This is a genomic window from Devosia enhydra (assembly GCF_900119845.1).
Taxonomy (GTDB): domain Bacteria; phylum Pseudomonadota; class Alphaproteobacteria; order Rhizobiales; family Devosiaceae; genus FPKU01.
The window spans coordinates 526,462-550,941 of the sequence record NZ_FPKU01000001.1 but is presented as its reverse complement, the minus strand read 5'-3'; the positions used below and the strand labels follow the sequence as shown (position 1 = coordinate 550,941).

Here is a 24,480-nt window from a genome sequence, read left to right as displayed (position 1 = left end):
CGGCTCTCCATTTGCGGGTCGCGGCGGTTCACCGCAGCTGCCCTAATGGAAATCGTTTGCAGGATCGGCTATATCGCCAGGCGTAACGGAAGCGCGGAAAGTGACGTGATGCGAAAGCGGGTAACATTGAAGGATGTTGCCGAAGCCGTGGGCGTTCATCCCTCCACGGTGTCGCGCGCGCTCGATCCGCGCACGCAGGACCTTATCAACCCCAAGGTCGTGCAGCGCATCGTAGAAGCCAGCCAGAAGCTGCACTACCGGCCCAATGCGGCGGCCTATTCGCTGCGCACCAACCGCAGCCGCACCATCGGCGTCATCGTGCCCGACATCGCCAACCCGATCTTTCCGCCGATGATCCGCGGCATCGAGGCGACGCTGCTCAAGAAGGGCTATTACGCCATTCTGGGCAATACCGATGGCGACATGGCGCGCGAGCGTGAACTGGTGCAGGCTTTTATCTCGCGCGGCATCGACGGGCTGATCCTCGCCAGCGTCAATCGCGAAGACGATGCGGTGCAGGAGGCCCTTGGCAGCGGCACGCCTGTCGTGACCGTCAACCGCCGCATCGATGACGAGCGCGTCAGCTCGGTGGTGCACATGGAAGACGAGGGCATCTTCCGCGCCCTCACCCATCTCGTGTCCCTGGGACACAGGCGCGTCGCCTTCGTCGCCGGGCCGCAGGCTGTTTCAACAGGAGCCGAACGGCTCAGCGCCTTCCGGCGCCATGGCGAAAGCCTGGGCATCGCCGTGGAACCGGGCCTGACGGTCATCGCCAGCGCCTATTCGGAAGCCGAGGGCGAGCACTGCATCGAGGAGCTGATCGCGCGCGGCGCCAGTTTTACCGCGGTGATGTGCGCCAATGATCGCCTCGCGGTCGGCGTCATCGCAGCGCTGGGGCGCCGCAACCTGCGATGCCCCGAGGATATTTCCGTCACCGGCTACAACGACATGCCGATGGTCGACCGCATCCAGCCGCCCCTGACCACGGTGCAGATCCGCCAATACGATATGGGCGTCGAGGCCGGGGGCCTTGCCCTTTCGATGATCGACGGAGAGGCCGAGCCCCGACACGTCGTGCTGCCCGTGCAACTGGTCATCCGTAACTCTACACGGGCCCTGCCGCGCTGAGCACAGGTCACCGTCGCGTGAAGCGCCGGCAAAAGACGCGAGATGTTAACAAAGTTAAAGGCGGCGCAGCGCGCTGTCGGCCACTCTGCAAAAAGGCCGAGCTAAGCTGCTGCCCCGCGGGTAGTGACGACAAGCTGTTTTTCGGGCGTGAAAGCGCAATTCCACCATAAGGTTGGAGGCGCTCGTGCATATGACGTCACATGGTTTTCGGACCAATTCGAAGCCACGCGTCCTCATCGCCGAGGACCTGCCACTTATCGCCATCGATCTCGAACAGGGCGTGGCCGATGTCGTCGATGCAGAGATCAGGACGGTGCAGACGCTCGCTCAGCTCGAGGACGCGCTGGCCACGGGCCGATGGGACCTCTTGATTGCGGAAACCCACCTCAATGGCCGATCGACCGCCAAGGCGGTGGAGGCGGCGTGCGCGCAGGACATCGGCGTGATCGTTTGCACAGCAGAGGCCCATCCCGGATCGGTCTTCGCGAGCCTGCCGATCCTCGTCAAACCGCATGACTGGGCGGTCCTGTCACGCCTCCTTGCGCAGCGCCTGACCGAGACCGCCTGCGCCGCCAATGACCGGACCGCCGTGCTGCAGCCACGTCGCCTCGAAACGCTCTAGGCGCGCTGCGCGTCAGACGCGCTCGATGCCGAGCGCGATGCCCTGCCCGACCCCGATGCACATGGTGGCGAGCGCGCGCTTTTTGCCCGAAAGGCTGAGCTCGAGCGCCGCCGTGCCGGCAAGGCGGGCACCCGACATGCCGAGCGGATGCCCCAGCGCGATCGCGCCGCCATTGGGGTTCACATGCTCGGCATCCTCGGCGATGCCCAGTTGCCGGAGCACCGCGATGCCCTGGCTGGCAAAAGCCTCGTTGAGTTCGACGAGGTCGAAATCGCCGGGCGACATGCCGAGCCTTGCGCAGAGTTTCTCGGTCGCCGGGGCCGGCCCCATGCCCATGATTCGAGGCGCGACGCCTGCGGTGGCGCCTCCCACGATCCGTGCGATGGGGGTCAGCCCGAAGCGCCTGGCTGCCGCTTCGGAGGCGATGATCAGCGCTGCGGCGCCGTCATTGACGCCCGAGGCGTTGCCCGCCGTGACGCTGCCTTCGGCAAAGAGCGGCCGAAGCTTGCCGAGCGCTTCCATGCTGGTGGCACGCGGATGCTCGTCCTTGTCCACCACCACGGGGTCACCCTTGCGCTGCGGGATGGTGACCGGCACGATCTCGCGCGCCAGCCGGCCATTGGCCTGCGCAGCGGCCACCTTTTGCTGGCTACGCACCGCGAAGGCGTCCTGCGCCTCGCGCGAAACGCCAAAATCGCGCGCGACATTCTCGCCGGTCTCGGGCATCGAATCGACGCCATGGGCCGCCTTCATCGCGGGATTGACGAAGCGCCAGCCGATCGTCGTGTCGTAGATCTCGGCATTACGCGAAAACGCGGCGTCGGCCTTCGGCATCACGAAGGGCGCGCGGCTCATCGATTCCACCCCGCCCGCGATCATCAATTCGGCTTCGCCGGCCTTGATGGCGCGCGCGGCGGTCGCCACCGCATCGAGCCCCGACCCGCAGAGCCGGTTCATGGTCGTGCCCGTGACGCTGACCGGCAGCCCGGCGAGCAGCAGGCTCATGCGCGCGACATTGCGATTGTCCTCGCCGGCCTGGTTGGCGCAGCCATAGATGACGTCATCGACCGCCGCCCAGTCGAGCCCGCCATGCCGCGCCATCAGCGCCTTGAGCGGTACGGCCCCGAGATCGTCGGCGCGGACCGATGAGAGCGCCCCGCCGAACCGGCCGATCGGCGTGCGGACATAGTCGCAAATGAAGGCCTCGGTCATTTACGCAGCCTTTCCGCCAGAATGGGCCAGCCGGGTCCGCTCGTTGAGCGCCCGCAGCGTTTCAAGTTCCTCGTGCGTGGGCGGCGGGGTTTCCTCGAGATCGTCGGCAAACCGCACGGTCCAGCCGCAGGTTTCCTGCACCATCTCGCGGGTCACGCCCTGATGCAGGGAGCGCACCACGAATTCCTTGGTCTCGGGGTCGGGCCGCCAGATCGCGAGATCGGTGATCAGCAGCGTCGGGCCCTTGGTTTTGATGCCCAGCCGCTGCCGATGATCGCCGCCCTCGCCATGGCCGAAGGAGGTGAAGAAATCGATCTTTTCCACCATGGCGCGCTTGGCCTGCTTGAGGGTGATGTACACCTCCCCGCAGGACGAGGCGATCTCGGGCGCGCCGCCACCGCCAGGCAGCCGCACCTTGGGGTGGTGATAATCCCCGATGACGGTGGTGTTGATATTGCCGAAGCGGTCGAGCTGTGCGGCCCCCAGAAAGCCGATGGAAATGCGCCCGCCCATCAGCCAGTAGCGGAACATTTCGGGCACCGAGACGGTGCTGACGGCCGTCTCGCACAGTTCGCCATCGCCGATGGAGAGCGGCAAGACGTCGGGCGCCGTACCGATGGTGCCGCTTTCATAGATCAGCGTGATGTCGGGCGCATGGGTCAGGCGCGCCACATTGCAAGCGGCCGAGGGGGCGCCGATGCCGACAAAGCACACGTCCTTGCTCGTGAGCTGGCGGGCCGCGGCGATGGTCATCATCTCGGTCGGGGTGAAATCGCTCATTTCCGCAAACCCTTCACCCGGTCGGCAAACGCCTCCGGTCCCACTGCCAGCACATTGTCCTGCATCCAGGCGGCAAACGCCTCGCGATCCGACGACACCTTGTCCCAGTCGAGATAGGCGGCATTGTCGCGGTCGTAATAGCCATGGGCGTAAGAAGGATGCGCCCCGCCCGGCACTTCGGCGATGGCCGTGATCGTCCAGTGCGGCAGGATGCAGAGATTGGGGTGAAGCCCCGCGAAATCCTCGACGATCTCCTCGACCGTCACCACAACGCGGCTCGCGGCAAGTGCGGCTTCCTTCTGCACCCCGATGATGCCTTCGATCAGCACATCACCGCGGCGATTGGCCTTCTGCGCGTGGATGAAGGTCACATCCGGCCGGTGCGCGGGCACGGCCGCCAGCTCTTCCCCCGTAAAAGGGCAGATGACGCTTCTGATATCGGGGTTCACGGCCTTGAGGCCCGCGCCCTTGTAGCCGCGGAAGATGGCGCAGGGCAGCCCGGCGGCCCCGGCCTCATAGGCCTGCGCCATGGCGGAATGGGAATGCTCTACCGTCTCGATGCTGCGCGGGTGCCCGTTCTCGATGGCATCGCGCATGCGCCGCAACAGCCCGACGCCCGGATTGCCGGCATAGGAGAACACCACCTTGCGGGCCAGCCCCATGCCGATCATCTGGTCATAGACGATGTCGGGCGTCATGCGGATCAGCGTCAGGTCGCCAATTCCCTGCCGGATCGCCTCATGGGCCGCCGCATGCGGAATGAGGTGGGTGAAACCTTCGAAGGCGACGGTATCGCCTGGCTTGAGATTTTCAGCCACCGCCTGCTGCAGCGGCACGATCTTGCCCATGATGTTGGATCCAGCTCCATAACCGTTTCGCGCATGTTGCCGATTGGGTTGAGCAGGTAAAATGATAGTTTTGGTATCAAGTATAAGCGCAGGGCATACATCGCCGGTTTGGCGGCGATTGACGCATCATTGCTCCCTGCGCGTGCCGACGATCACGCGTGCTGCCCGATCGTGACAGCAGCCCTGCGCAGGCGGCTGCTGCCCGCCCGCGCAGTTCGAGGCTGAACGTCGATCCGGGAGTGCCGGAACGGATGCAGCGGAGGGTGCTTACGCCACCTTGAAACTGATGCGGCCAACGCCCTCGACGATGCCCGTCATCGTCTGGCCGCGCTCGACGGCGCCGACGCCGGCCGGAGTGCCGGTGAAGATCAGGTCGCCCGGCATCAGCCGGTAGTGCCGCGACAACTCCGCGATCAGTTCGGGCACGCTCCAGATCATCTCGGAAAGATCGCCCGACTGACGCTGCGCCCCATCGACCTCGAGCGTGATGGCGCCTTTTGCGGGATGCCCCGCCTTCGCCACCGGAACGATGGTCCCGAGCGGCGCCGAGCCCTCGAAGGCCTTGCCCACTTCCCAGGGACGCCCAAGCTTCTTGGCCTCGCCCTGCCGGTCGCGGCGCGTCATGTCGAGGCCGACGGCATAGCCGAAAACGAGGTCGAGCGCCCGCTCCACTGGCACGTCAGTGCCCTCGGCGCCGATCGCGACGACCAGTTCGACCTCGAAATGCACGTCCTTGGACTGCACGGGATAGCGGAAGGCCTCGGGCTCGAGCACCACCATGTCGGCGCTCTTCATGAAGTAGAAGGGCGGCTCGCGATCCGGGTCATGGCCCATTTCGCGCGCATGATCGGCGTAATTGCGCCCGATGCAGTAGATGCGGCGCACGGGAAAGCGCGCATCGCTGCCGGCCACCGGCACAAGCACGGGTTGCGGCGCGGGCACGGCAAGCGCAGTTTCGGTCATCTCATATCCTCCCGCAATGCCCGCTCACTTGAGCAGGATAGTCTCGTCGATTTCAACGCCGAACCCGCCAAGCCCGACATATTGCCGCTCGGTGGTGGCGAGCAGAGCGATGGAGCGAACACCCAGATCGCGCAGGATCTGCGCGCCGACGCCCACCTCGCGCCAGCCCTGCATGCGCTTGAGCGCGCTGCCATGGGCCTCTCCGCCCGCGCCATCGCCGCCAAAACGCGTCGGCACCTTCATGCCATCGGCATTGGCATCGAGCACCGGAGCCTTGCGCACCATGATGATGATGCCGTTGCGGCCGCGCGCCTTGATTTCCTGGATGGCGCGGCCGATCGATCCGGCATCGCCATTGACGCGCGAGATGAGGTCGGCCAGCGGCTGCTCGCGATGGATGCGCACCGGCACCTTCTCGCCATCCTGCACGTCGCCGATCACCAGCGCCACCTGCTGCAGGGCATCGAAGGGCGTCTCATAGGCATAGGCTTCGGCATTCATGCCGGCCACGAGGGTCGGCACCACGGCGACGCGCTTGAGGAAGGTCTCGGTCCGCAGCCGGTAGGCGATGAGGTCCTCGATGGAGATGATGCGCAGATCATGCTCCTTGGCGAAGGCGATGAGCTCGGGCAGGCGCTTGACCGTGCCATCGTCGTTGACGACTTCGGCCAGCACCCCGGCAGGATCGAGCCCCGCCATGCGAGCGAGGTCGACGCCGGCCTCGGTGTGGCCCGAGCGCGCCAGCACCCCGCCTTCGCGGGCGACGAGCGGAAAGATATGACCTGGGCGGATGAAATCGCCCGGCAGCGCGTTGCCGCCCGCCAGCGCCCGGATCGTGGCGGTACGCTCGGTGGCCGAAATTCCGGTGGTCATGCCGACGCGATAGTCCACCGTCACCGTGAAGGCCGTGCGGAAGGGGTCGAGATTATTGGCCACCATCGGCTCGAGATTAAGCGCCTGGGCCCGTTCGTTCGGCATCGGTACGCAGATGATGCCGCTGGTGTGCCGGATCATGAAGGCGATCTTTTCGGGCGTGGCGAGGCTCGCCGCCATGATCAGGTCGCCTTCGTTCTCGCGGTCGGTATCGTCGACCACCACCACCAGTTCCCCAGCCCTGATGGCGTCCAGCGCCGATTCGATCGTATCGAGTTCCATGGCATCCCGCTCCGGTGGCGCAAGCGATATAGAGCCCGGCCCCGCCCGGCGCAATCGCCCAGGGCTCCGCCCTTCGTTGCAGCCGGTTGCAGTGATCCAATGCGGAAGTGCCCGTCTTGCCTTTGGCTCGCGGCTCGCCTCATATGCCGCAAGCCTTGAACGGGAGCCGCTGCCATGAGCCAGATCAGCCTGATCCAGTACCACACCGCCGACGGTCGCCGCGCCGTCGGGCTCATCGACGCTCAGGGCGCGGTCGAAGTCCCTGGCGTCGAGACGGTCTATGGGCTGGCACTCGAAGCCATCGCTGCCGGCACCAGCCTTGCCGCCGCGGTGGCCGCAAAAGGCCGCGGCGCCGCCATCGACCCTGCCACCATTCTCGCCGATGGCCGCATGCTGGCCCCGGTCGATCACCCCGATCCGGCCCATCTCTTCCTCACCGGCACGGGCCTCACCCATCTGGGCTCGGCTTCGACGCGCGATGCCATGCACAAGAAGACCAGCGAGGCCGCCGAGGAAACGCTCACCGATTCCATGAAGATGTTCCGCATGGGGCTCGAAGGCGGCAAGCCTGCCCCCGGCACCGTCGGCGTTCAGCCCGAATGGTTCTACAAGGGCACCGGCTTTTCGGTCGTCGCGCCCGAGCAGCCCATCCCCTCGCCGGCCTTTGCCCGTGATGCCGGCGAGGAGCCCGAAATGGCCGGCATCTACATCATCGGCAAGGATGGCACGCCCTGGCGCCTGGGCTTTGCGCTCGCCAACGAGTTTTCCGACCACGTCACCGAGCGGGTCAACTATCTCTACCTCGCCCATTCCAAACTGCGGCACGCAAGCTACGGCCCGCAACTGCGTCTAGGTGCTTTGCCGGCCAATGTGTCAGGCGTTTCCCGCATCCGGCGCGACGGCAAGGTGATCTGGGAAAAGCCGTTTCTCTCGGGCGAGGACAATATGAGCCACACCATCGAGAACCTAGAGCACCACCATTTCAAGTACGAGCTCTTCCGTCAGCCCGGCGATGTGCATGTCCACATGTTCGGCACCGCGACCCTGAGCTTTGCCGATGGCATCCGAACCGAGCCCGGCGATGTCTTCGAGATCGAGGAGGCCCAGTTCGGCCTTCCGCTGCGCAACCCGGTGGCCATCGAGGGCGAAAAGCCGGTCAGGGTGCGCAGCCTTTAGCCCTCAGGGAGGCTCAGGACCGCGGCGCCTCTTGCCCAATCGCAACTAACATGTCAGTTCTCCGGCGCGTCAGCACGGGAGTTGAGCCATGTTCCAGAAGCGCCGTATCGGCCGCACCGATCTAGAAGTCACGACCCTGGGGCTGGGTGGCGCGAGCCTCGCCGGCATCTTCCGCAAGGTGCCCGACGAGGACGCCCGCGCCACCGTGCAGCATGCCCTCGACAGGGGCATCACCTATTTCGACACGGCGCCACAATATGGCTATGGCCGCTCCGAGCACCTCATGGGCGATGCCCTGCGCTTCAAGCGCGAGGGCACGGTGCTCTCCACCAAGGTCGGGCGCCGGCTCAAGCCCGTCGCCAGCGAAGCGGTGCGCGAATATCCCCACAACTGGGCCGATCCCCTGCCCTTCGAGCAGGTCTATGACTACAGCTATGACGGGGTGATGCGCTCCTTCGAGGATTCCCTGCAGCGGCTCGGGCTCGCATCGGTCGACATCCTCTATGTCCACGATATCGGCGTCATGACCCATGGCGCCGTGGTCAATCGCGGCTACTGGCAGCAGCTGGTCGATGGCGGCTATCGCGCACTCACCGAGCTCAAGGCCTCGGGCAAGGTCAAGGCCATCGGCCTCGGGGTCAATGAGTGGGAAGTGCTGATGGACGCCTTCGCGCTCGGGGACTGGGACGTCTTCCTTCTCGCCGGCCGCTACACCCTGCTCGAGCAGACGGCGCTATCGCCCTTCATGACGACCTGCCTCGAACGCGGCGCATCGGTAGTGGTGGGCGGGCCGTTCAATTCAGGCATCCTCGTGGGCGGGTCCACCTGGAACTATGCCAAGGCGCCCGAGGAGATCATGGCGCGCGTGCGCCGTATCGAGGCGGTCTGCGAGCGCTTCAATGTGCCGCTGCCGGCCGCCGCGCTGCAATTCCCGCTAACCCATCCGGCCGTCTGTAACGTGCTGCCCGGCCCGCGGACCCCGGCCGAGCTCGATGGTATTCTCGACTGGTGGAATGCGCCCATTCCCGACGAACTCTGGACTGCGCTGGCCCGCGAGGGCATCGTCGCCAAGGGAACGCCACTGCCCAATGGCGGGGTCGCCTGAGCACCCCCTGACGACCCGGATCGGCCTCAGGCCGATCCGGACGCGCTCGGCCGATCGGGCGTCACCGCGCCACTCTCCACATAGCGTTCGCGATAGGCGCCGAGAAAGGCGCTGAGCTGGTCCATCGCCGCTATGTCGCGCGCCACCTGCTTGAACTCGATGCTCGATGTGGTCACCGTGCCGGTGACGAAATCAAAGAGGCTCCACTCCGCCGATTGCGCCAGCGCATCGGCATATTTGGCGCGCAGCCGCGACAGCCCGAGCTGGTCGCCGCCCAGCGCATAGCCGACGCCGGCGCGCACGAGGTTCATCCGGGCCGGCTGGCTCAAGGGCAGCGGCGCATCGGCATAAAGCGCCTCGAGCAGTTCGGCCGCGCGCACCATCTGCCCGGCCCGCCACAGGCCATCGACGCGGAGCAGGGTCACGTCGCGGCCATCCATGCGCTGCAACAGGTCGACCGCCAGTTCAGCGCGTCCGGCATCGATCAGCGCCCGCGCCTCGAGAATGCGGCGCTGCCGTTCGAGGTCGGGCGGCAATTCGGCAAGGCGCGACTGGTTGAGCGCCCGCAGCGCCGCCTCGGGCTTGCGGTCGGCGAGCCGCACAACCGCGAGATCGGCAGCCACCTGCGCCTTGGCGGCTCCCTGGAGGCGATTTTCCACCTGGTACTCCAGGAGGTCGCCCGCCTGCGCCAGGAGATCGACCTTCACGAGCCTCTGGGCCAGCTTGCGGATCATCTCGTCTCCGCTGCTGCCCGGCGGGGTGAGTTCACGGAAATCATAGTAGAGCGCCAGAGCCTCCACATCCGGCAGGCCGGCCGCAGCGCCATCGAGGAAGAGCGCGCGGAATTCGGCCTGCGCCCGGTCGAGCAGTGCGTTCACCGTACGATCGGAGGCTGCATGACGGGCCGCGTCGCGCACCGTCTCGAAGCCCTCGCGGTACTTGCCCGACCGGAAATTGAGGTCGACGAGCAGCGCCTGCATCGCCGTTTCGAGACCATCACCGCGCCACATCAGGCTCTCGGCGGCCAGCGTCTCGCGCGCCTTGGGCACATCGAGCCGCCCCAGGCGGTTGAGCAGGTCGAGGGTGCGGTAGACGGCCTCGGCCCGGGTCGGCGGAATTTCCGCCGCCATCACCGCGCCGTAGATGTCGAGCGCCTCGTCGCTGCGGCCCTGCGCCTCGGCGATCCGGCCGTTGATAAGTTGGTAGGTTGTGGTCTGCGTGCGGTCGAGCAGGGAGAGATCGATGGCGCCCGCGAAGCGTTGGGCCGAAGCCAGATCATTGCTGTCGAGCGCCGCAAGGCTTGCCGAGAGCAGGAAGCGCACGCCGACCCAGCCCGGATAGTCGCTCAGCGCACTTTCGGCCCCGATGGCATCGGCTCTTGCCCCCGCGGCATCGCCGGCCATCTGCCGCGCCATGCTGCGCCAGAAGAGCATGTCCACCTGATCGGCAAGGCCAGGAGCTCCGAGCGCGGCCAGCGCATCGGCCGGGCGATGAGCGAGGATATCGGCTACGGCTCGTTGCAGCGCGACACGGCTGCGCTGGGCAGCGGATGCGCCATTGCCTTCGAGCACCGCGAGCACCCCAAGCGCCTCGGGTCCCATGCGGTTGGCGATGTAGAACTGGGCCAGCTGGCGGCGCGCCTCGTCTCGCTGCGGGCCCTCGGCGTTGGCTGCGGCAGCCATGAGGGTTTCCTGGCGCTGCATCATCACCGCCGGATCATCCTGCCGCTCGGACGCCAGATCGAGGAAGCCGACGCGGCGCGACGCCGGCTCATTGCGGTCGAGAACGCGGGATCCCTCGTCGGGCGAAAGCCGCAAGCCCCCAGGCGCGCGGATCACCGCATTGCCATCCTCGAGCGCCACGGCCAGCCCATCGCCGCGCGGCCGCAGCACAAGGCCGTGAATGCTGCGCAGCAGCGAAAAATCGACATAGTCGAGACCCCGCACCACACCACGCGCCGGCGGATAGGCCGTGACCACCTGGAGATGTTCGCCAAGATCAGGATCGACGAAATCATGCAGGCGCGCGGCCTCTGCCAGCATGGCCGCCATCTCGAATTCGCCATCGACGGTCCGCCGGCGCTCCAGCACCAGCGGCGCGCTGGGGGCCAGCAGTGCATCGCCGAGCGACAGCACCCAGGAGCGCCCCTCCGACCCCAGCGTCGCGAGCCGTTCTTCCTTGAGGTCGATCCTCACCATCACGGTTTCTGCGGAGGGAATGACGGCAAACCCCGAGGCGATGGCGTCGAGCATGGCCCGATCCTCGGGCGCGGCGATCGTCGCATCGGTCTCGAAGATCATCCACAGCGCCTCGCCGCGCCGGAACACCGCCGACGCCGTGTCGCGCTCGAAGGGGAACGCGATGCGGATGGTGTTGCCGACGGCACTAACCTTGGGCACCACGGGCTGATCGGGTATCGCCAGGGAAACTTCGCCCTGCACCACCACATCCGGCGAAGGGCTCTCGGCAAGCCCGAGCGCCCGTGCTGCCTCCTCGGCCGCGATCGCTGCTGCGACGCCCTCGGCGGGATCAAGATCGAAATCGAGTACGAACTGGCGCGGCGAGGTCTGGTAATAGCGGGGGGCGACACCCTCCCCGAGCGTCATTTCGACCACCGACTTTTCGACATCGACCTGATTGTCGACATCGTTGATCGAGACCGGCAGGTCGGCCTGCAAGGCAAAGAGGTCAATGGGCACCGGCCAGTCGAAATCGAGCCGTGCCTTGCCCTCGGACAGGGCGAAGTCTGCCACAGTATCGACGTTCCAGTTGAACTCGACGCGCACGAATGTCGGGTTACGCCCCACCCGCAGCTGTGCCTGCGGGTTGAGGGTGCGCACGAGTTCGGCCTTGCGCCGCAGATCGTCGCGCAGCGACGCGCTCTGCACGCGCCGGGCGAGGTCAGCCACCACATTGGCCGGCAGCCCGGGCGCCATGCCCTGCCAGCCGGGGGGCAGAAGGTCGATGAAAAGCTTCTCGGCCGCCTCGATGCGGCTGACCGTCACCGGGCCGCGGAGCCCGAATCTCAGCCCTCGCCCGTCAGGATCGAGACGCGAAGCCGCGATCGTATCGGGCAGAACGGCGGCGAGTTCGGGAACGGGCAGCGTGATCGGGGTGTCGAACGTCACCGCGAGCACGCCGTTTTCGAGCTGCACGCGATAGGCGGGCAGGTTCTGGCGATTGGGAAAGCTCAGGATCAGGCGGGAAAAGCCGGCCTGCTCGGACGCGTCGAGCCGCGCCTGGTCCTGCGCAAAAGCCTGCACGGGCCAGAGCAGGCAGAACAACGCCGCCAGAAGGCGTGCGCATCCCGTCCGCCATGCCGCATCCCTTGCTGCGCTTGCCAAGCCTGTCGCCCCATTCCGCTGAGGCGCGCATCCTAGCGCGGCGGGCTTACACGAGCTTTAACGCGCCAGACCCGATCATTGCCCGACGATCTGGGGCAAGGCCGCGATGCTGCCCGGAACGGGCGTCTGCGTGGTGATCACCTCGGGCGCGGCCAGACGGCCGGTGAGTTCCTGGGCCTTGCCCGGATCCATCGCCGCCAGAATGGGCGCCATCTTGCGTGCGTTCATCGCCCGCGCGATCCGCACCACCACATCGATCTGCAGCGCATTGAGGATGCCCGCCGCGTCGCGGGGCTTCATGGTTTCGTACATCGAGACCACCGCAGCGAACTGCGCGTCTTCCATCGCCTTGCGTTCATCGACCAGCGCCGCGATGCGGGCTTCGACGCCGGCGAGGGCCGCGGCCCGATCGTCGATGCGCTTTTCAGCCGCCTCGACCAGCGCGAGCCTTGCCTCGAGTTCACGGGCCAGGGCATCGAGCTCGGCCCGGCGTTCCGCCAGCCGGGCAGCCAGCGCTTCTTCCGCACCGAGCCGCCCGCTTTCGGGTGCGAGCGGAATTTCGCGCCCCGCGCCGTCCATCGTCATCGGCGCCGCGATATCGGGCAGATGCTCCTCTGTCGCGTTCGACGAACCATGGCCGTCCCCGCCCTCCCCGCCGAGCGACAGCGTCGGTGCGCCGTCGGAAACCGTCGGCGCGGTATCGGTCAGCGTCGGGGTGCTGGCAAGGGCCGGCGTGTCGATCGAAGGCATGGCGGCGTCGGTGCCGGCCGGGGGCGCAGCACTGCCGCCGCCCGACGCCTGCACCTGGCCAACGCCCGAAAGCACATAGCCGCCCTGGCTCACGAGCCCGATGCTCTTGAGGCCAAGCAGGGCGCCAGCGGCAAAGATCACGATGGGGATGAGGCGCGGCGTCACGCTGCGGTTCCGCCGATACGCGGGCGCTGCGACAGCTGTTGCAGCGCCGATTGCACCCGGCTCGGCTCCGGGGTCGGCTCGGCCAGCTTCACCGGACGCGCGGCATTGGTGATGAGCGCAATCTTTTCAACGAGGTGCTGGCCCGAGTTGATGTGGGTCGAGAGCTCGAGCCCGACCTTGCCCGCCATGTCGAGCCGGGTCGCGAGCGAGGCCTCGGCGTCTCGCGCAGTGGCTTTCAGTTCGCTGATGGCGGTGTTGGCCAGCGTCGTCGCCTGCACCAGGTCCCCGATCATCTGGCGCAGCATTTCCTTGTCGGCATGCAGGCGCTTGAGGCGGGTGTTGAGCACCACGCAATAGCCGATGGTCAGCGCGAGCAGGATTGCCACGGCAGCTTCGACGACGATTCCCAGAGGCATGCCGCCCATCACTTCTTCTCCTGAGGCAGGTCGAGGTCCTCGAACGCCGCCATCGTCACCTTTGGCGGGTTGAGCGGCCGATCGACCCTGACCGAAATATGCCGGCCGATATGGCCCATGATACCGCGCGTGAGATCGACATCGCCGCAGCGCAGCGTGACCGGATCGGTCGGGCTCATCTCGAACATCACCGTGTCGCCCTCCTCGAGCGCCAGCACGCGGCTCAGGGGCAGTTCGACTTCATGCATCACGGCATCGATTTCGACATCGGCGGCGTAGATCTCGGTGGCCAGGTGCCCTTCCCAGATGCGGTCGCGGCCGAATTTCTCGCCCATGAACATCTGCAGCAGCTGTTCGCGGATCGGCTCGATGGTGGCATAGGGCAGCAGGATCTCGATCTTGCCGCCGCGATCGTCCATCTCGATGCGGAGTTCGATGAGGATCGCCGCATTGGCCGGGCGCGAAATCGCGGCGAAGCGCGGATTGGTCTCCAGCCGCTCGAGCCGGAAATTGACCTGCGTGATGGGCTCGAAGGCGCGTCGCGTGTCCTCGAGGATGAGCTCGATCATCCGGCGGGCCAGCGCCATCTCGATGGTGGTGTAGGGGCGCCCGTCGACCCGCATCGCGTTGGTGATGCGCCGCCCACCGAGCAGAACGTCGATCATCGCGTAGATAAGGCTCGAATCGACCGTCAGCAGGCCGAAATTGTCCCATTCCTCGGCCTTGATGACCGAAAGGATGGCCGGCAGGGGAATTGAATTGAGATAATCGCCGAAGCGTACCGAGGAGATGGCTTCGAGCGAGACTTCCACATTGTCGGAGGTAAAATTGCGCAGGCTCGTGGTCGCCAGCCGCACCAGCCGGTCGAACACGATCTCCAGCATCGGCAGGCGTTCGTAGGAGACCAGCGCCGAGTTGATCAGCGCCTGCACCCCTGTCAGTTCGACCGCGCCGGCTGCATTGGGATCGAAGCCAAGGAGGCTGTCGATCTCGTCCTGGTTCAGAACCTTGTCGAGCCCGTCGCCCTCTTCGGCAGCGTCGGCCTGCATCATGGCGGCCCATTCGGCGGCGGCCTTCTCGCCCTGGTTGGGGGCGGCGAGGCCCTGCGGGGCCCATTGGTCCGCCAGCCTGTCCTGATCGCGCGGGCCGGCCATCACTGCACCAGGATTTCGCGGAAGAGGATCGATTGCACCTCCGCCGGATAGATCGCGAGGTTCACCCGGCGCCGCAATTCCTCGCGCAGCCGATAGATACCGGCCGAGCCTTCGAGATCGCTGCGGCGCAGTTCGCGAAGATAGACTTGAAAGGCATCGATCACGCGCGGCAGGCGGGGCTGGATATCGAGCATCACCTGCTCGTTGGCCACTTCGAGCGCAACGCTGAGCTTCATGAACTGCTCGCCCTGCCCGTCGGTGTTGAGATTGACCGTCATGGTGGGCAGGTTGAAAATGAAGTTCTGCGGCGCGGACGCCGCCGTCGTGGGCTCGACCGGCTTGGGCGCCAGCACGAAGGCATAAAGCGCACCACCGGCTAGCAGCACGCCGATGCCGGCCCCGGCCATCAGCATCAGCCGGCGACGAGCCGGCTTGGCCTGCTTTGCCGGGCCCGCGCCCTCTTCAATATCTGCATCAACGGCCATCGGCCTGCCCCCGTGGCCGTCTGAGTCCGGCCCCAGTTCGAGCTAATCGGCGGATGGTTAACGATTGGTTACGATTGCCCCTGGCTGGCACAAATTGCCCGGCAGATTTTGCCGCACGGCAGAGATCGGCCCGGCTGCGCGCTGACACGAAATCCCATCAAGTGACTGATTTTATTGGCCTATCAAAACTGGCATGCCCCCTGCAATGCTGATGGCGGAGCGGCCGCTTGGGGAAGAGGCCGGTCCGGGGACTGCAAGGGGACGACGAATGGAAAATGCGCAGCTGGTATCGCTGTCGCGGCAGATCGGCCTGCAAAGGCAGATGGACGTGCTCGCCAACAACATGGCCAACGTCAACACCACCGGCTTCAAGGCCGAGGCGTTGCTGTTCGAAGCGTTCGAGATGCCCGTCGCCCGTGACCGGAGCTTTGCCTATTCGGACCAGAATCTTGCGTTCACCCAGGATTGGGCGACCCTGACCGACCTCACCCCCGGCGCCCTGATGGAAACCGGCAACCCTCTCGATGTTGCGGTTATGGGCGAAGGCTTCCTGTCGGTGGATACCCCGCAAGGCGCCCGCTGGATGCGCGGCGGCGCCCTACAGATCGATGCCCAGGGCACCCTCACCGATATCGCCGGGCGCCCGGTGGTCACCGATATCGGCCCGGTGACCTTCGGCCCCGAGGAAACCGACATCTCGATTTCCGCCGATGGTCTCATCACCACGCAGAACGGCATCAAGGCCCGGCTGCAGGTCACCGAATTCGTCAACCCGCAGGCTCTCGTGCGCGAGGGCGACAATCTGTGGTCGGGCGGCGAGCCGCAGCCGGCCACCGAAACCCGCATCCGCCAGGGCGCACTCGAGCGCTCCAACGTTTCGGGCATCGCCGAAATGGCCGAGATGATCCGCGTTCAGCGCTCCTACCAGTCGCTCGCCAGCCTGATGCAGCGCCAGGACGAGATGCGCCGCACCGCCATCCAGCGCCTCGGCGACATCAGCGCCTGACGCAACGAGAGGACGACCCCCGATGAAAGCTCTTTACATCGCATCGAGCGGCATGAGCGCCCAGGAGCGCAATGTCGAAGTCATCTCGAACAACATCGCCAACATGCGCACCACCGGCTTCAAGAAGCAGCGCGCCGAGTTCCAGGATCTGCTCTACCAGGCCTATCGCCGGGCCGGCTCGCAGACCTCCGACCAGGGCACCATGGTGCCCGTCGGGCTCGAGATCGGCTCGGGCGTCAAGACCGTCGCCACCCCGCGCGTCATGAGCCAGGGCAACGTCAACCCCACCGAAAAGGAACTCGACGTCGCCATTCGCGGCGAAGGCTTCTTCATGGTTGCCCTGCCCGATGGCCGCACCGGCTACACCCGCGATGGCACCTTCGAGCGTGACGCGACGGGCCAGCTGGTCAATGCCAATGGCTACCAGATCGAGCCGGGCATCACGATTCCGGATGGCGCCAACTCCATCTCGATCAGCCCCTCGGGCATGGTCGAGGCCTATATCGGCACCGCCACCGCGCCCACTCAGTTGGGCCAGCTGCAGCTGGCGCGCTTTGCCAACAAGGCGGGCCTCGAATCGATCGGCGACAATCTGTTCGTTGAAACCGCCGCGTCCGGACCTGCCCAGCTCGGCGTGCCCAACCAGGATGGCATGGGCAATGTGCTGCAGGCCTATCTCGAAATGGCCAACGTCAACGCCGTCACCGAAATCGCCGACCTCATCGCCGCCCAGCGCGCCTATGAGATGAATGCCCGCGTGATCTCGGGAGCCGACGAGATGCTCTCGGCCACCTCGAACCTGCGCTGAGAGGGATAGTCATGCTGCGCTCCCTCCTCCTCGCCGGCGTCTCGCTCACCTTCTGCTGCACCGCGTCTGCGGCTCCGCTGCTGCGCGCCGATATCGCGGTTATCGCCGAAATCGTCACCCTGGGCGACATGTTTGCTGATGCCGGAGATGCCGCCGCGACCCCGATCTTCCGCGCGCCGGCCCCCGGCACGGCCGGGCTCGTGCCGGTGGCCACCGTCTCTGCGGCCGTGCGCGCCGCAGGCGTTTCGGCGTTCGATACTGCTGGGCTTGCCGAAATCCGCGTCGCCCGCTCGGGCACGCGCGTCGATCAGGCCCTTGTCGCGACGCTTATCGAAGCCGAACTTGACCGTCGTGGCGAGCGTCTGCCGGGCGTCACCGCCAGCATCGCCTTTGATGCCGCTCTCGATGCCATGGCGGCGGCCACGGCCGAACCGGTGCGGCTGCGCGATTTTTCCTACCGTGCCGATAGCGGCCGGTTCAGCGGCAGCCTCATCCTTGCGGGCGTCGCGGAGCCGCTGGCCATCTCGGGCCGCGTCGACCTGCTCGTCTCCGCCCCCCACCTTGTTGCGCCCGCCACCGCCGGCACCATCCTTTCGGCAACCGATATCGAGATGCGCCCGGTGCCCCTCCGCCAGGCCGATGCAGCGGGCGCGATCGATCCTTCCCAGCTCATCGGCAAGCAGCTGCGCCGCTCCGCTCGCGCCGGGCTCCTGCTCCGGCCGGCCGATGTGGTGGAGCCGGTGGTCGTCACCCGCAATGCCGAGGTCACCGTCTACCTTAACCAGGGCCCGCTCACGCTCTCGATGCGCGGCAAGGCGCTCAACGCCGCCGCTGCCGGCGAGCCGGTCCAGATCCTCAACATGACGAGCCGCAAGATCCTCTTCGGGGTCGCCCGCGCCGATGGCAGCGTGGCCATCACCCCGGCGGGTACGGCTCAGATCCACCCCCATTCTGCCCCGGCCCAGATCGCCGGTCTCTAGGAGCCTCAGCCATGCACCGCGCAATACTCATCGCCGGCCTTCTCCTCGCGCTTTCGCTCACCGGCTGCGGCACGCTCGACCGGCTGAAATCGGTGGGCGAGGCCCCGCGCCTCTCGGCCATCGCCGACCCCACCGCGCAGCCCGGCTATCGCCCGGTCTACATGCCGATGCCCGAGGCGGTGGTCGCCTCCTACCAGCCCAATTCGCTGTTCTCCAACCAGGCGCGCGGCTTCTTCAAGGATCAGCGGGCCCACCGCATCGGCGACATCCTGACCGTGAGCGTCGCCATCGCCGACAAGGCCAATATCTCCAACACCACCAACCGCACGCGCACTTCCACGGGCGAGGCGGGTCTGGGCGGGGCGCTCGGCTCGCTCTTTGGCATGGCGGTGCCCGGCGTCGAGCCCTCCATCGAGACGAGCTCGGGCATCGGCGACAATGGCGCGGGCGGTGTCAACCGGTCCGAAAGCGTCGAGACGCAGGTGGCCGCCGTCGTCACCCAGGTCCTGCCCAACGGCAATCTCGTCATCGAGGGCCGGCAGGAAGTGCGGGTGAACTTCGAAGTCCGCGACCTGATCGTCGCCGGCATCGTCCGTCCCGAGGATATCCACGCCGACAACACCATTCCCTCCTCCAAGATCGCCGAAGCCCGCATCTCCTATGGCGGGCGCGGCCAGATCACCGATGTGCAGCAGCCCCGCTACGGCGCACAGATCATGGATGCGATCCTGCCGTTCTGAACCCCTTTCCCCGCCGCGTCGTCCTGATCCCCTTGGACGACACGGCATCCCCCGGGGCCGGGCTCCAGAAGGAGCAGCCCCATGCAGGGGGCGCAGCTTTCCCCGGCTGCGCCCTCCCCCTTTCCTCCTTGCGGAACGCCGGGCTCTTGCCAAAGGCGGCAGCCGGGTTTAGCCGAAATCAGTCCCCTCGGTGCGGTAACCGGCCAGCCCCATGTCGATCGCCGCCCCAGTCTCGCCCCGCCTGCTGCCGATCGTCATCGCTCTCGGGGTCAGCCAGATCATCGGCTATGGCACCGTGTTTTATGGCTACCCGATCTTCGCGCCGACAATGGCCCGGGATCTCGGGGTCGAAGAGGCGTTGGTCTTCGGGCTCCTCTCGGCCGGCCTTTTGATCAGCGGGCTCGCCGGGCCCTGGCTGGGGCGCACCATGGATCGGCTGGGCGCGGCGCGCGTCATGGCCGTGGGCAGCGTGCTCTCGGCGCTCCTGCTCGTCTGCATGGCCGCAGCCCCGGAGATCTGGAGTTTCGCACTCGCGGTGCTGGCGCTCCTCACCATATCGCCGACGGTCTTTTATTCGGCTGCCTTCGTTGCCGCGGCCGCCGCGAGCCCCACCCAGGCGCGCCGGCTCATCACCAACATCACGCTCATCGCAGGATTTTCATCGAGCCTCTTCTGGCCGCTCTCGGGCTTCCTGCTCGAAGCCATCGGCTGGCGCTGGGCGCTGGTTCTCTATGCTTTTGCCAACATCCTCATCGGCCTGCCCCTGCACCTCTTGGTCGCGCGGCTGACCGGGCCGGTCGCGATACGGACCCCGAAGGTCGGCGAGACCCACGCCACTCCCCTCGAAAGCCGCGCCCGTCGCCGCACCTTTTGGCTCGTCTCGCTGAGCTACGGTCTTTCAGCCCTGCCCGCATCGGCCATGGCGGTACATATCGTGCCGGTCTTCCAGAGCCTCGGGCTGGGGAGCACGGCCTATCTCATTTCGATGCTTTTCGGACCGGCGCAGGTCATCGCCCGGCTGGTGGATTCCATCTTCTGGCGCGGCTTCCACCCACTCGTCACCGCGCTCATCGCCTTCGGGTCGATCGCCATCTGCATGGGCATTCTCGTGCTGCCTTTGCCCCCGATCGTGGCGGCCCTTGCGTTCTCGGTATTTTTCGGCATCGGACAGGGGCTGACCTCGATCGTCATCGGCACCCTGCCGCTCGCACTGTTCGGCCATGACGGCTATGGCGAAATCGTCGGCCGCATCGGGCTCGTGCGCCTGATGTTCAGTTCGGGCGCGCCGCTGCTGCTGTCGATCATGCTCGCCAGCATCGGCATCGTGCCCGCCTTCGCCATCCTGTTCGTGGTCGCGCTCTTCGGGGTCATTCCGTTGCTCATTTTGTTGCGCGAGCATGGCTGGCGCGGCTGAGCCTTCGCACTTGTCCCGATGCGCATATCTGCCGGCGCATGATAGCACTGCCATCATGATGGCAAATTGCCCTGAAACTTTTGCAGGAAGGCGGACGTTCTTGCGAAGTCGGAGACCCATGGAGGCCATCATGAGCATTGGGGTGGGTATGGCGCTGGGCGTGGCCATTGGCGCTGCGATCGGCCTTGCAATCAACAATGTCACCATCGGCCTTGGCTTTGGTCTGGCGCTGGGAGCGGGGCTCAGCGGCATCTGGAGCGTCGTGACCGACGATCGCGACTGATCTGCGCTCATAGACAAGGCGCGACCATCTGCTAAACCTCGCGCAAAGAGCGAGGTCTGCATCGAATGTCCTTTGACCGACTTGATGAACTGGGGCGCCGGCTGGAGGCGCTGGAGCATGCTCAAGCCATGCTCGGGGTCGATGAAGCCGTGATGATGCCGACCGGCGGCGGCGAGAAGCGCGCCGAGTCGATGTCGGTGCTGGCCGGAATGGTCCACGAGATGGCTACCGCCCCCGAAGTCGCCGACTGGCTGGCGGAAGCCGAAGGCCAGGACCTCGGCGCCATCCAGCAGCGCGCAGTGGCCGAATTCCGCCGCGTTCACACCAACATGACCTGCCTTTCAGGCGATTTCGTCCGCCGCCAGGTCAAGGCCCGCATGCGGGCCGAGCAGCTCTGGCGCGAGATGCGCCCGCGCAGCGACTGGGCCGGCTTCCTGCCCGCCTTCGAGCAGGTGGTGGCACTGGCCCGCGAAGAAGCCCGGATGCGCGCCGAGGCGACCGGCCTTGCCCCCTATGACGCGATGATGGACCAGTACGATCCCGGCAACCGCGTCGCCGACATCGCGCCCGTCTTCGCCCGGCTCTCCGCCTTCCTCACCGATTTCGTGCCCGAGGCGCTCGAGGCGCAGGCACGCCGCGACTCGGCCCGCCCGAAGCGCAAGCTCGCAGGCCCCTTCCCGATCGACCGCCAGAAGGCCCTCGGCATGGCGATGATGGAAGCGCTCGGCTTCGATTTCGCCCATGGCCGGCTCGATGTCTCGCACCATCCCTTTTGCGGCGGCGTGCCCTCGGACGTGCGGATGACGACGCGCTACGATACCGCCGATTTCCTTTCGGCCCTTATGGGAACGCTGCACGAAACCGGCCATGCGCTTTACGAACAGGGCCTGCCGGCCGAATGGTCGCACTGGCCGGTCGGCCGCGCGCGCGGCATGGCGTTCCATGAAAGCCAGTCGCTGTTCGTCGAAATGCAGCTTGCCCGCAGCCCCGAATTCTGGGCCTGGGGCCTGCCGCTCCTTGGCGAGCATCTGGGTCCCGAGGCCGTTTCGGACTGGACCGTTGAGGACATTCTGGGCCACGTGCATCGCATCGAGCGCGGGCTCATCCGCGTCGATGCCGACGAAGCGACCTATCCCCTCCACATCATCCTTAGGTTCGAACTCGAACAGGGGCTGATCGACGGCACGCTTGCGCCGGCCGATATCCCGGAGGCTTGGGACGCCGGCATGCGGGCATCGCTGGGGCTTTCAACCCGCGATGACCCGGCCAACGGCCCGATGCAGGATGTGCATTGGCCCTCGGGTGCGTTCGGCTATTTCCCGAGCTACACCCAGGGCGCGCTGATCGCCGCGCAGCTGCGCGCCGCCATGGCCCGCGACATCCCCGATCTCGATGACCATGTGCGCGAGGGCCGCTTCGTATCCCTCAATGACTGGCGCCGCGAAAAGATCTGGTCGCTCGCCTCGACGCTCTCGACGCCCGACCTGCTGGTCGCCGCAACTGGCGAGCCGCTCAATCCGGGCTATTTCGAGGACCATCTCAAAGCCCGTTATCTCGGCGCCTGACGAACGGGCCTGCCGCTCAGCGGCAGGCTTCGCTCACCGACTGGATCTCGGGATAGGCTGCGGCCACCCGGAAGTCGACGGCCAGCGAGCGCGAATTGACCGGCTGGATACGCACCCTCAACGTGTCGGCCCCGGCGAACTGCCCGAGGAACATCCGGCTTTCGGTTGAGCTGAAATAGCCCAGTTCGGTATTGCTCTGCGAAGCCGGCAGGTTGCGCACGAAGGGCGGGTTCTGATCGAACTGGAAGGTGATGGCGCCGTTGTTTCCGGTGATGCTGACCAATTGTCCCGCAAATCCGAACAGCACCTGCAACTGCCCGGCCTCGCAGGCAATCGTTAGTTGCGCCTGATCGCGTCCGCTTGGCCGTGCCGGGATCAGCTGCTCGGACGCGATCACCACCGCGCCCTCGCGTTCGGGGACCGGCGCTCCTCCAAAGAGCGCGTCATAGCAGGCGAGGCGCTGCGCATCAGACGGAATGAGCGCGCAGGAGGCGGCATCCTGCGCCGTTACAGAAACCGGCAGGGCCGCAAGTACGATCAGGGCCGCCGCCAGTCCAGTTCCGCTTCGCACCGATTGCACTCCCTTGCGTGTTGTTGGCAGAGACTATCGCGAGTGCGCGCTCCGAGCGCAACCCGTTGGACCGGTTGACATGTGGGGCTCAATCCCTATCTTGCAACCTCCCGCAACCGGACCGGCAGGTGCATGATGGATGTGACCTTGAGAGATCGCTTCGCCTTGATCGCTCATCGGACACATACGTATGCCAGCTTCCATCGTCCTTCGCGGGGTTTCCGCCACAACGCCTGACGGCACGGCGCTTTTTTCGGGCCTTGACCTCTCCTTTGCCGCCTGCCGCACTGGGCTTGTCGGCCGCAACGGGGTGGGCAAATCCACGCTGCTGCGCATCATCGCAGGCCTCGCCGCGCCCGCGTCGGGGGCTGTCGAGAGGCCCGCGCGCCTTGCGATGCTCGGCCAGCAGGTCGCGCCACGTGCCGACGATACCATTGCCTCGGCATTCGGCATTGGTGACGCTCTTGCCCGTCTTCAACGGCTCGAAGCCGGCATCGGATCGCTCGACGATGCCGCAGAGGCGGACTGGACCCTGCCGTCGCGCCTCGAAGACGCCCTTGTGCGGATCGGGCTTGCAGGTCTTGCCCCCGAACATCGGCTCGACCAGCTGAGCGGTGGCCAACAGACCCGCATCGCGCTGGCCGCCGCCCTGTTCGAGTCGCCCGACTTCATCCTGCTCGACGAGCCGACCAACAATCTCGACGCCGAGGGTCGCAGGGCCATTGGCGACATGCTGGCCGGCTGGCGCGGGGGTGCCATCGTCGTCTCGCATGATCGCGCGCTTCTGCGCCAGATGGACCAGATCGTCGAACTCACCAGCCTCGGCGCCACGCTCTATGGCGGCAATTTCGATCACTATGCCGAGCGCAAGGCCATCGCGCTGGAGGCGGCCGAACGTGCCGCCGAGGGGGCGGAGCGGCGCGCCGAGGCTGTCGATCGCCGCATCCAGGCCCAGTCCGAGCGCAAGGCACGTTCCGATGCGCGCGGGCAGAAAACGCGTGCCCGCAACGACATGCCCAAGATCCTGCTCGATGCGCGAAAAGATCGGGCCGGCCGCACCGCTGCCGGCAATGCGGTGCAGGCGTCGCGCCTGCGAGAGACGGCAGAGGCCGATGCCGAAGCGGCTCGCGCCCGGCTGGAGATCATCGCGCCTGTCGCGCTGAGCCTCGGGCCATCGGGACTGTCAGCAGGCACCCGCGTTCTGGACGTCACGGGGCTCACGGGCGGGCATAACCTGGAGCGTCCGACGATCGAGGGGTTTTCCCTCACCGTGACCGGTCCCGAGCGCATTGCCATCACCGGCGTCAATGGCAGCGGAAAGTCGACGCTGCTCGCTCTCCTCACCGGGGCCCTCGCCCCCATGGCCGGGCTGGTGCGCAGAGCGGTGCCGTTCGCCCATCTCGACCAGCAGGTCAGCCTCCTCGACCGCGCCCTGCCGCTCCTCGACAATTATCGCCGCCTCAATCCCGATGACGATGAGACTGCCGCCCGCACCGCCCTGGCGCGCCTCAGGTTCCGAGCCGATCGGGCGCTGGTGCGTGTCGGCACCATGAGCGGGGGCGAGATGCTGCGCGCCGGGCTGGCCTGCACCATCGGCGCGGGCCGGCCGCCGCAGGTGCTGCTGCTCGATGAGCCCACCAACCATCTCGACCTCGAAGCCATTGCCGCCGTGGAAGCCGGCCTCAATGCCTATGACGGGGCGCTGATCGTGGTCAGCCACGATCGCGATTTCCTCGCCGCCATCGGCATCACGAGAGAAATCACGCTCTGAAACAACAAGGGGCCTCGGCGATGTGCCGGAGCCCCTTTG

23 protein-coding genes are annotated in these 24,480 nt (G+C 66.5%); 12 read left to right on the top strand and 11 right to left on the bottom strand.

The window, feature by feature from the left end; all coding sequences use genetic code 11:
* Positions 1–108 precede the first annotated feature (108 nt).
* Together BT183_RS02745 and BT183_RS02740 are read left to right on the top strand one after the other, a co-directional pair.
* Positions 109–1,128 (top strand): LacI family DNA-binding transcriptional regulator, encoded by a 1,020-nt coding sequence (locus tag BT183_RS02745; protein ID WP_072341429.1) that lies wholly within the window; start codon positions 109–111, stop codon positions 1,126–1,128.
* A 184-nt stretch (positions 1,129–1,312) separates the two neighbouring features.
* A complete protein-coding gene (locus BT183_RS02740; RefSeq protein WP_143145633.1) occupies positions 1,313–1,750 on the top strand; it encodes a response regulator in 438 nt (145 codons plus the stop codon).
* A gap of 12 nt (positions 1,751–1,762) precedes the next feature.
* Here BT183_RS02740 and pcaF read toward each other — a convergent pair whose 3' ends face one another.
* From pcaF to ribB, 5 genes are all read right to left on the bottom strand, one after another.
* Positions 1,763–2,962 carry a 3-oxoadipyl-CoA thiolase gene (pcaF, locus tag BT183_RS02735; RefSeq protein WP_072338861.1) on the bottom strand — a complete coding sequence of 400 codons (1,200 nt, stop codon included), beginning with the start codon at positions 2,960–2,962 and terminating at the stop codon, positions 1,763–1,765.
* Positions 2,963–3,742 carry a CoA-transferase subunit beta gene (locus tag BT183_RS02730; protein WP_072338860.1) on the bottom strand — a complete coding sequence of 260 codons (780 nt, stop codon included), beginning with the start codon at positions 3,740–3,742 and terminating at the stop codon, positions 2,963–2,965.
* Positions 3,739–4,590, bottom strand: coding sequence for a CoA transferase subunit A (locus BT183_RS02725; protein ID WP_072338859.1), 852 nt, complete (start codon positions 4,588–4,590; stop codon positions 3,739–3,741). Before BT183_RS02725 ends, BT183_RS02730 begins: the two co-directional genes overlap by 4 nt.
* A 267-nt stretch (positions 4,591–4,857) precedes the next feature.
* Complete coding sequence (locus BT183_RS02720) at positions 4,858–5,553, bottom strand: fumarylacetoacetate hydrolase family protein (RefSeq protein ID WP_072338858.1); 696 nt, start codon at positions 5,551–5,553, stop codon at positions 4,858–4,860.
* Between the two features lie 24 nt (positions 5,554–5,577).
* Complete coding sequence (gene ribB / locus BT183_RS02715) at positions 5,578–6,708, bottom strand: 3,4-dihydroxy-2-butanone-4-phosphate synthase (RefSeq protein ID WP_072338857.1); 1,131 nt, start codon at positions 6,706–6,708, stop codon at positions 5,578–5,580.
* Positions 6,709–6,891: 183 nt separating this feature from the next.
* Between ribB and araD1 the strand changes: the two genes are divergently transcribed.
* Entirely contained in the window at positions 6,892–7,884 is a 993-nt protein-coding gene (araD1, locus tag BT183_RS02710; RefSeq protein WP_084603378.1) for an AraD1 family protein, read from the top strand.
* An 88-nt stretch (positions 7,885–7,972) separates the two neighbouring features.
* Positions 7,973–8,989, top strand: coding sequence for an aldo/keto reductase (locus BT183_RS02705; RefSeq protein ID WP_072338855.1), 1,017 nt, complete (start codon positions 7,973–7,975; stop codon positions 8,987–8,989).
* A 26-nt stretch (positions 8,990–9,015) separates the two neighbouring features.
* On the opposite strand, the gene BT183_RS02700 is transcribed toward BT183_RS02705, so the two are convergent.
* From BT183_RS02700 to BT183_RS02680, 5 genes are all read right to left on the bottom strand, one after another.
* Entirely contained in the window at positions 9,016–12,333 is a 3,318-nt protein-coding gene (locus BT183_RS02700; protein WP_143145632.1) for a hypothetical protein, read from the bottom strand.
* Between the two features lie 75 nt (positions 12,334–12,408).
* Positions 12,409–13,248: a MotE family protein gene (locus tag BT183_RS02695; protein WP_072338853.1), complete on the bottom strand. Its 840-nt coding sequence runs from the start codon at positions 13,246–13,248 to the stop codon at positions 12,409–12,411.
* Positions 13,245–13,673, bottom strand: coding sequence for a DUF6468 domain-containing protein (locus tag BT183_RS02690; protein ID WP_072338852.1), 429 nt, complete (start codon positions 13,671–13,673; stop codon positions 13,245–13,247). The genes BT183_RS02695 and BT183_RS02690 overlap by 4 nt, the downstream gene beginning before the upstream one ends.
* Entirely contained in the window at positions 13,673–14,818 is a 1,146-nt protein-coding gene (gene fliM / locus BT183_RS02685) for a flagellar motor switch protein FliM (protein WP_072338851.1), read from the bottom strand. Before fliM ends, BT183_RS02690 begins: the two co-directional genes overlap by 1 nt.
* A complete protein-coding gene (locus BT183_RS02680; RefSeq protein ID WP_072338850.1) occupies positions 14,818–15,303 on the bottom strand; it encodes a flagellar basal body-associated FliL family protein in 486 nt (161 codons plus the stop codon). Before BT183_RS02680 ends, fliM begins: the two co-directional genes overlap by 1 nt.
* A gap of 268 nt (positions 15,304–15,571) precedes the next feature.
* On the opposite strand from BT183_RS02680, the gene BT183_RS02675 reads away from it, so the two are divergent.
* The 7 genes from BT183_RS02675 to BT183_RS02650 all read left to right on the top strand — a co-directional run bounded on the left by BT183_RS02675 (position 15,572) and on the right by BT183_RS02650 (position 22,099).
* Entirely contained in the window at positions 15,572–16,309 is a 738-nt protein-coding gene (locus tag BT183_RS02675; protein WP_072338849.1) for a flagellar hook-basal body complex protein, read from the top strand.
* Positions 16,310–16,331: 22 nt separating this feature from the next.
* Positions 16,332–17,117 (top strand): flagellar basal-body rod protein FlgG, encoded by a 786-nt coding sequence (gene flgG, locus BT183_RS02670; protein WP_072338848.1) that lies wholly within the window; start codon positions 16,332–16,334, stop codon positions 17,115–17,117.
* 11 nt (positions 17,118–17,128) lie between these two features.
* Complete coding sequence (gene flgA / locus BT183_RS02665; protein WP_072338847.1) at positions 17,129–18,097, top strand: flagellar basal body P-ring formation chaperone FlgA; 969 nt, start codon at positions 17,129–17,131, stop codon at positions 18,095–18,097.
* An 11-nt stretch (positions 18,098–18,108) separates the two neighbouring features.
* Complete coding sequence (gene flgH / locus BT183_RS02660) at positions 18,109–18,837, top strand: flagellar basal body L-ring protein FlgH (protein ID WP_072338846.1); 729 nt, start codon at positions 18,109–18,111, stop codon at positions 18,835–18,837.
* A gap of 211 nt (positions 18,838–19,048) precedes the next feature.
* Positions 19,049–20,251 (top strand): MFS transporter, encoded by a 1,203-nt coding sequence (locus tag BT183_RS02655; RefSeq protein WP_072338845.1) that lies wholly within the window; start codon positions 19,049–19,051, stop codon positions 20,249–20,251.
* A 130-nt stretch (positions 20,252–20,381) separates the two neighbouring features.
* Positions 20,382–20,534 (top strand): glycine zipper domain-containing protein, encoded by a 153-nt coding sequence (locus BT183_RS20650; RefSeq protein ID WP_177282320.1) that lies wholly within the window; start codon positions 20,382–20,384, stop codon positions 20,532–20,534.
* 65 nt (positions 20,535–20,599) lie between these two features.
* Entirely contained in the window at positions 20,600–22,099 is a 1,500-nt protein-coding gene (locus tag BT183_RS02650; RefSeq protein WP_072338844.1) for a carboxypeptidase M32, read from the top strand.
* Between the two features lie 16 nt (positions 22,100–22,115).
* On the opposite strand, the gene BT183_RS02645 is transcribed toward BT183_RS02650, so the two are convergent.
* Entirely contained in the window at positions 22,116–22,670 is a 555-nt protein-coding gene (locus BT183_RS02645) for a hypothetical protein (RefSeq protein ID WP_143145631.1), read from the bottom strand.
* Positions 22,671–22,860: 190 nt separating this feature from the next.
* On the opposite strand from BT183_RS02645, the gene BT183_RS02640 reads away from it, so the two are divergent.
* Entirely contained in the window at positions 22,861–24,441 is a 1,581-nt protein-coding gene (locus tag BT183_RS02640) for an ABC-F family ATP-binding cassette domain-containing protein (RefSeq protein ID WP_072338842.1), read from the top strand.
* The last annotated feature ends 39 nt before the right edge of the window (positions 24,442–24,480 follow it).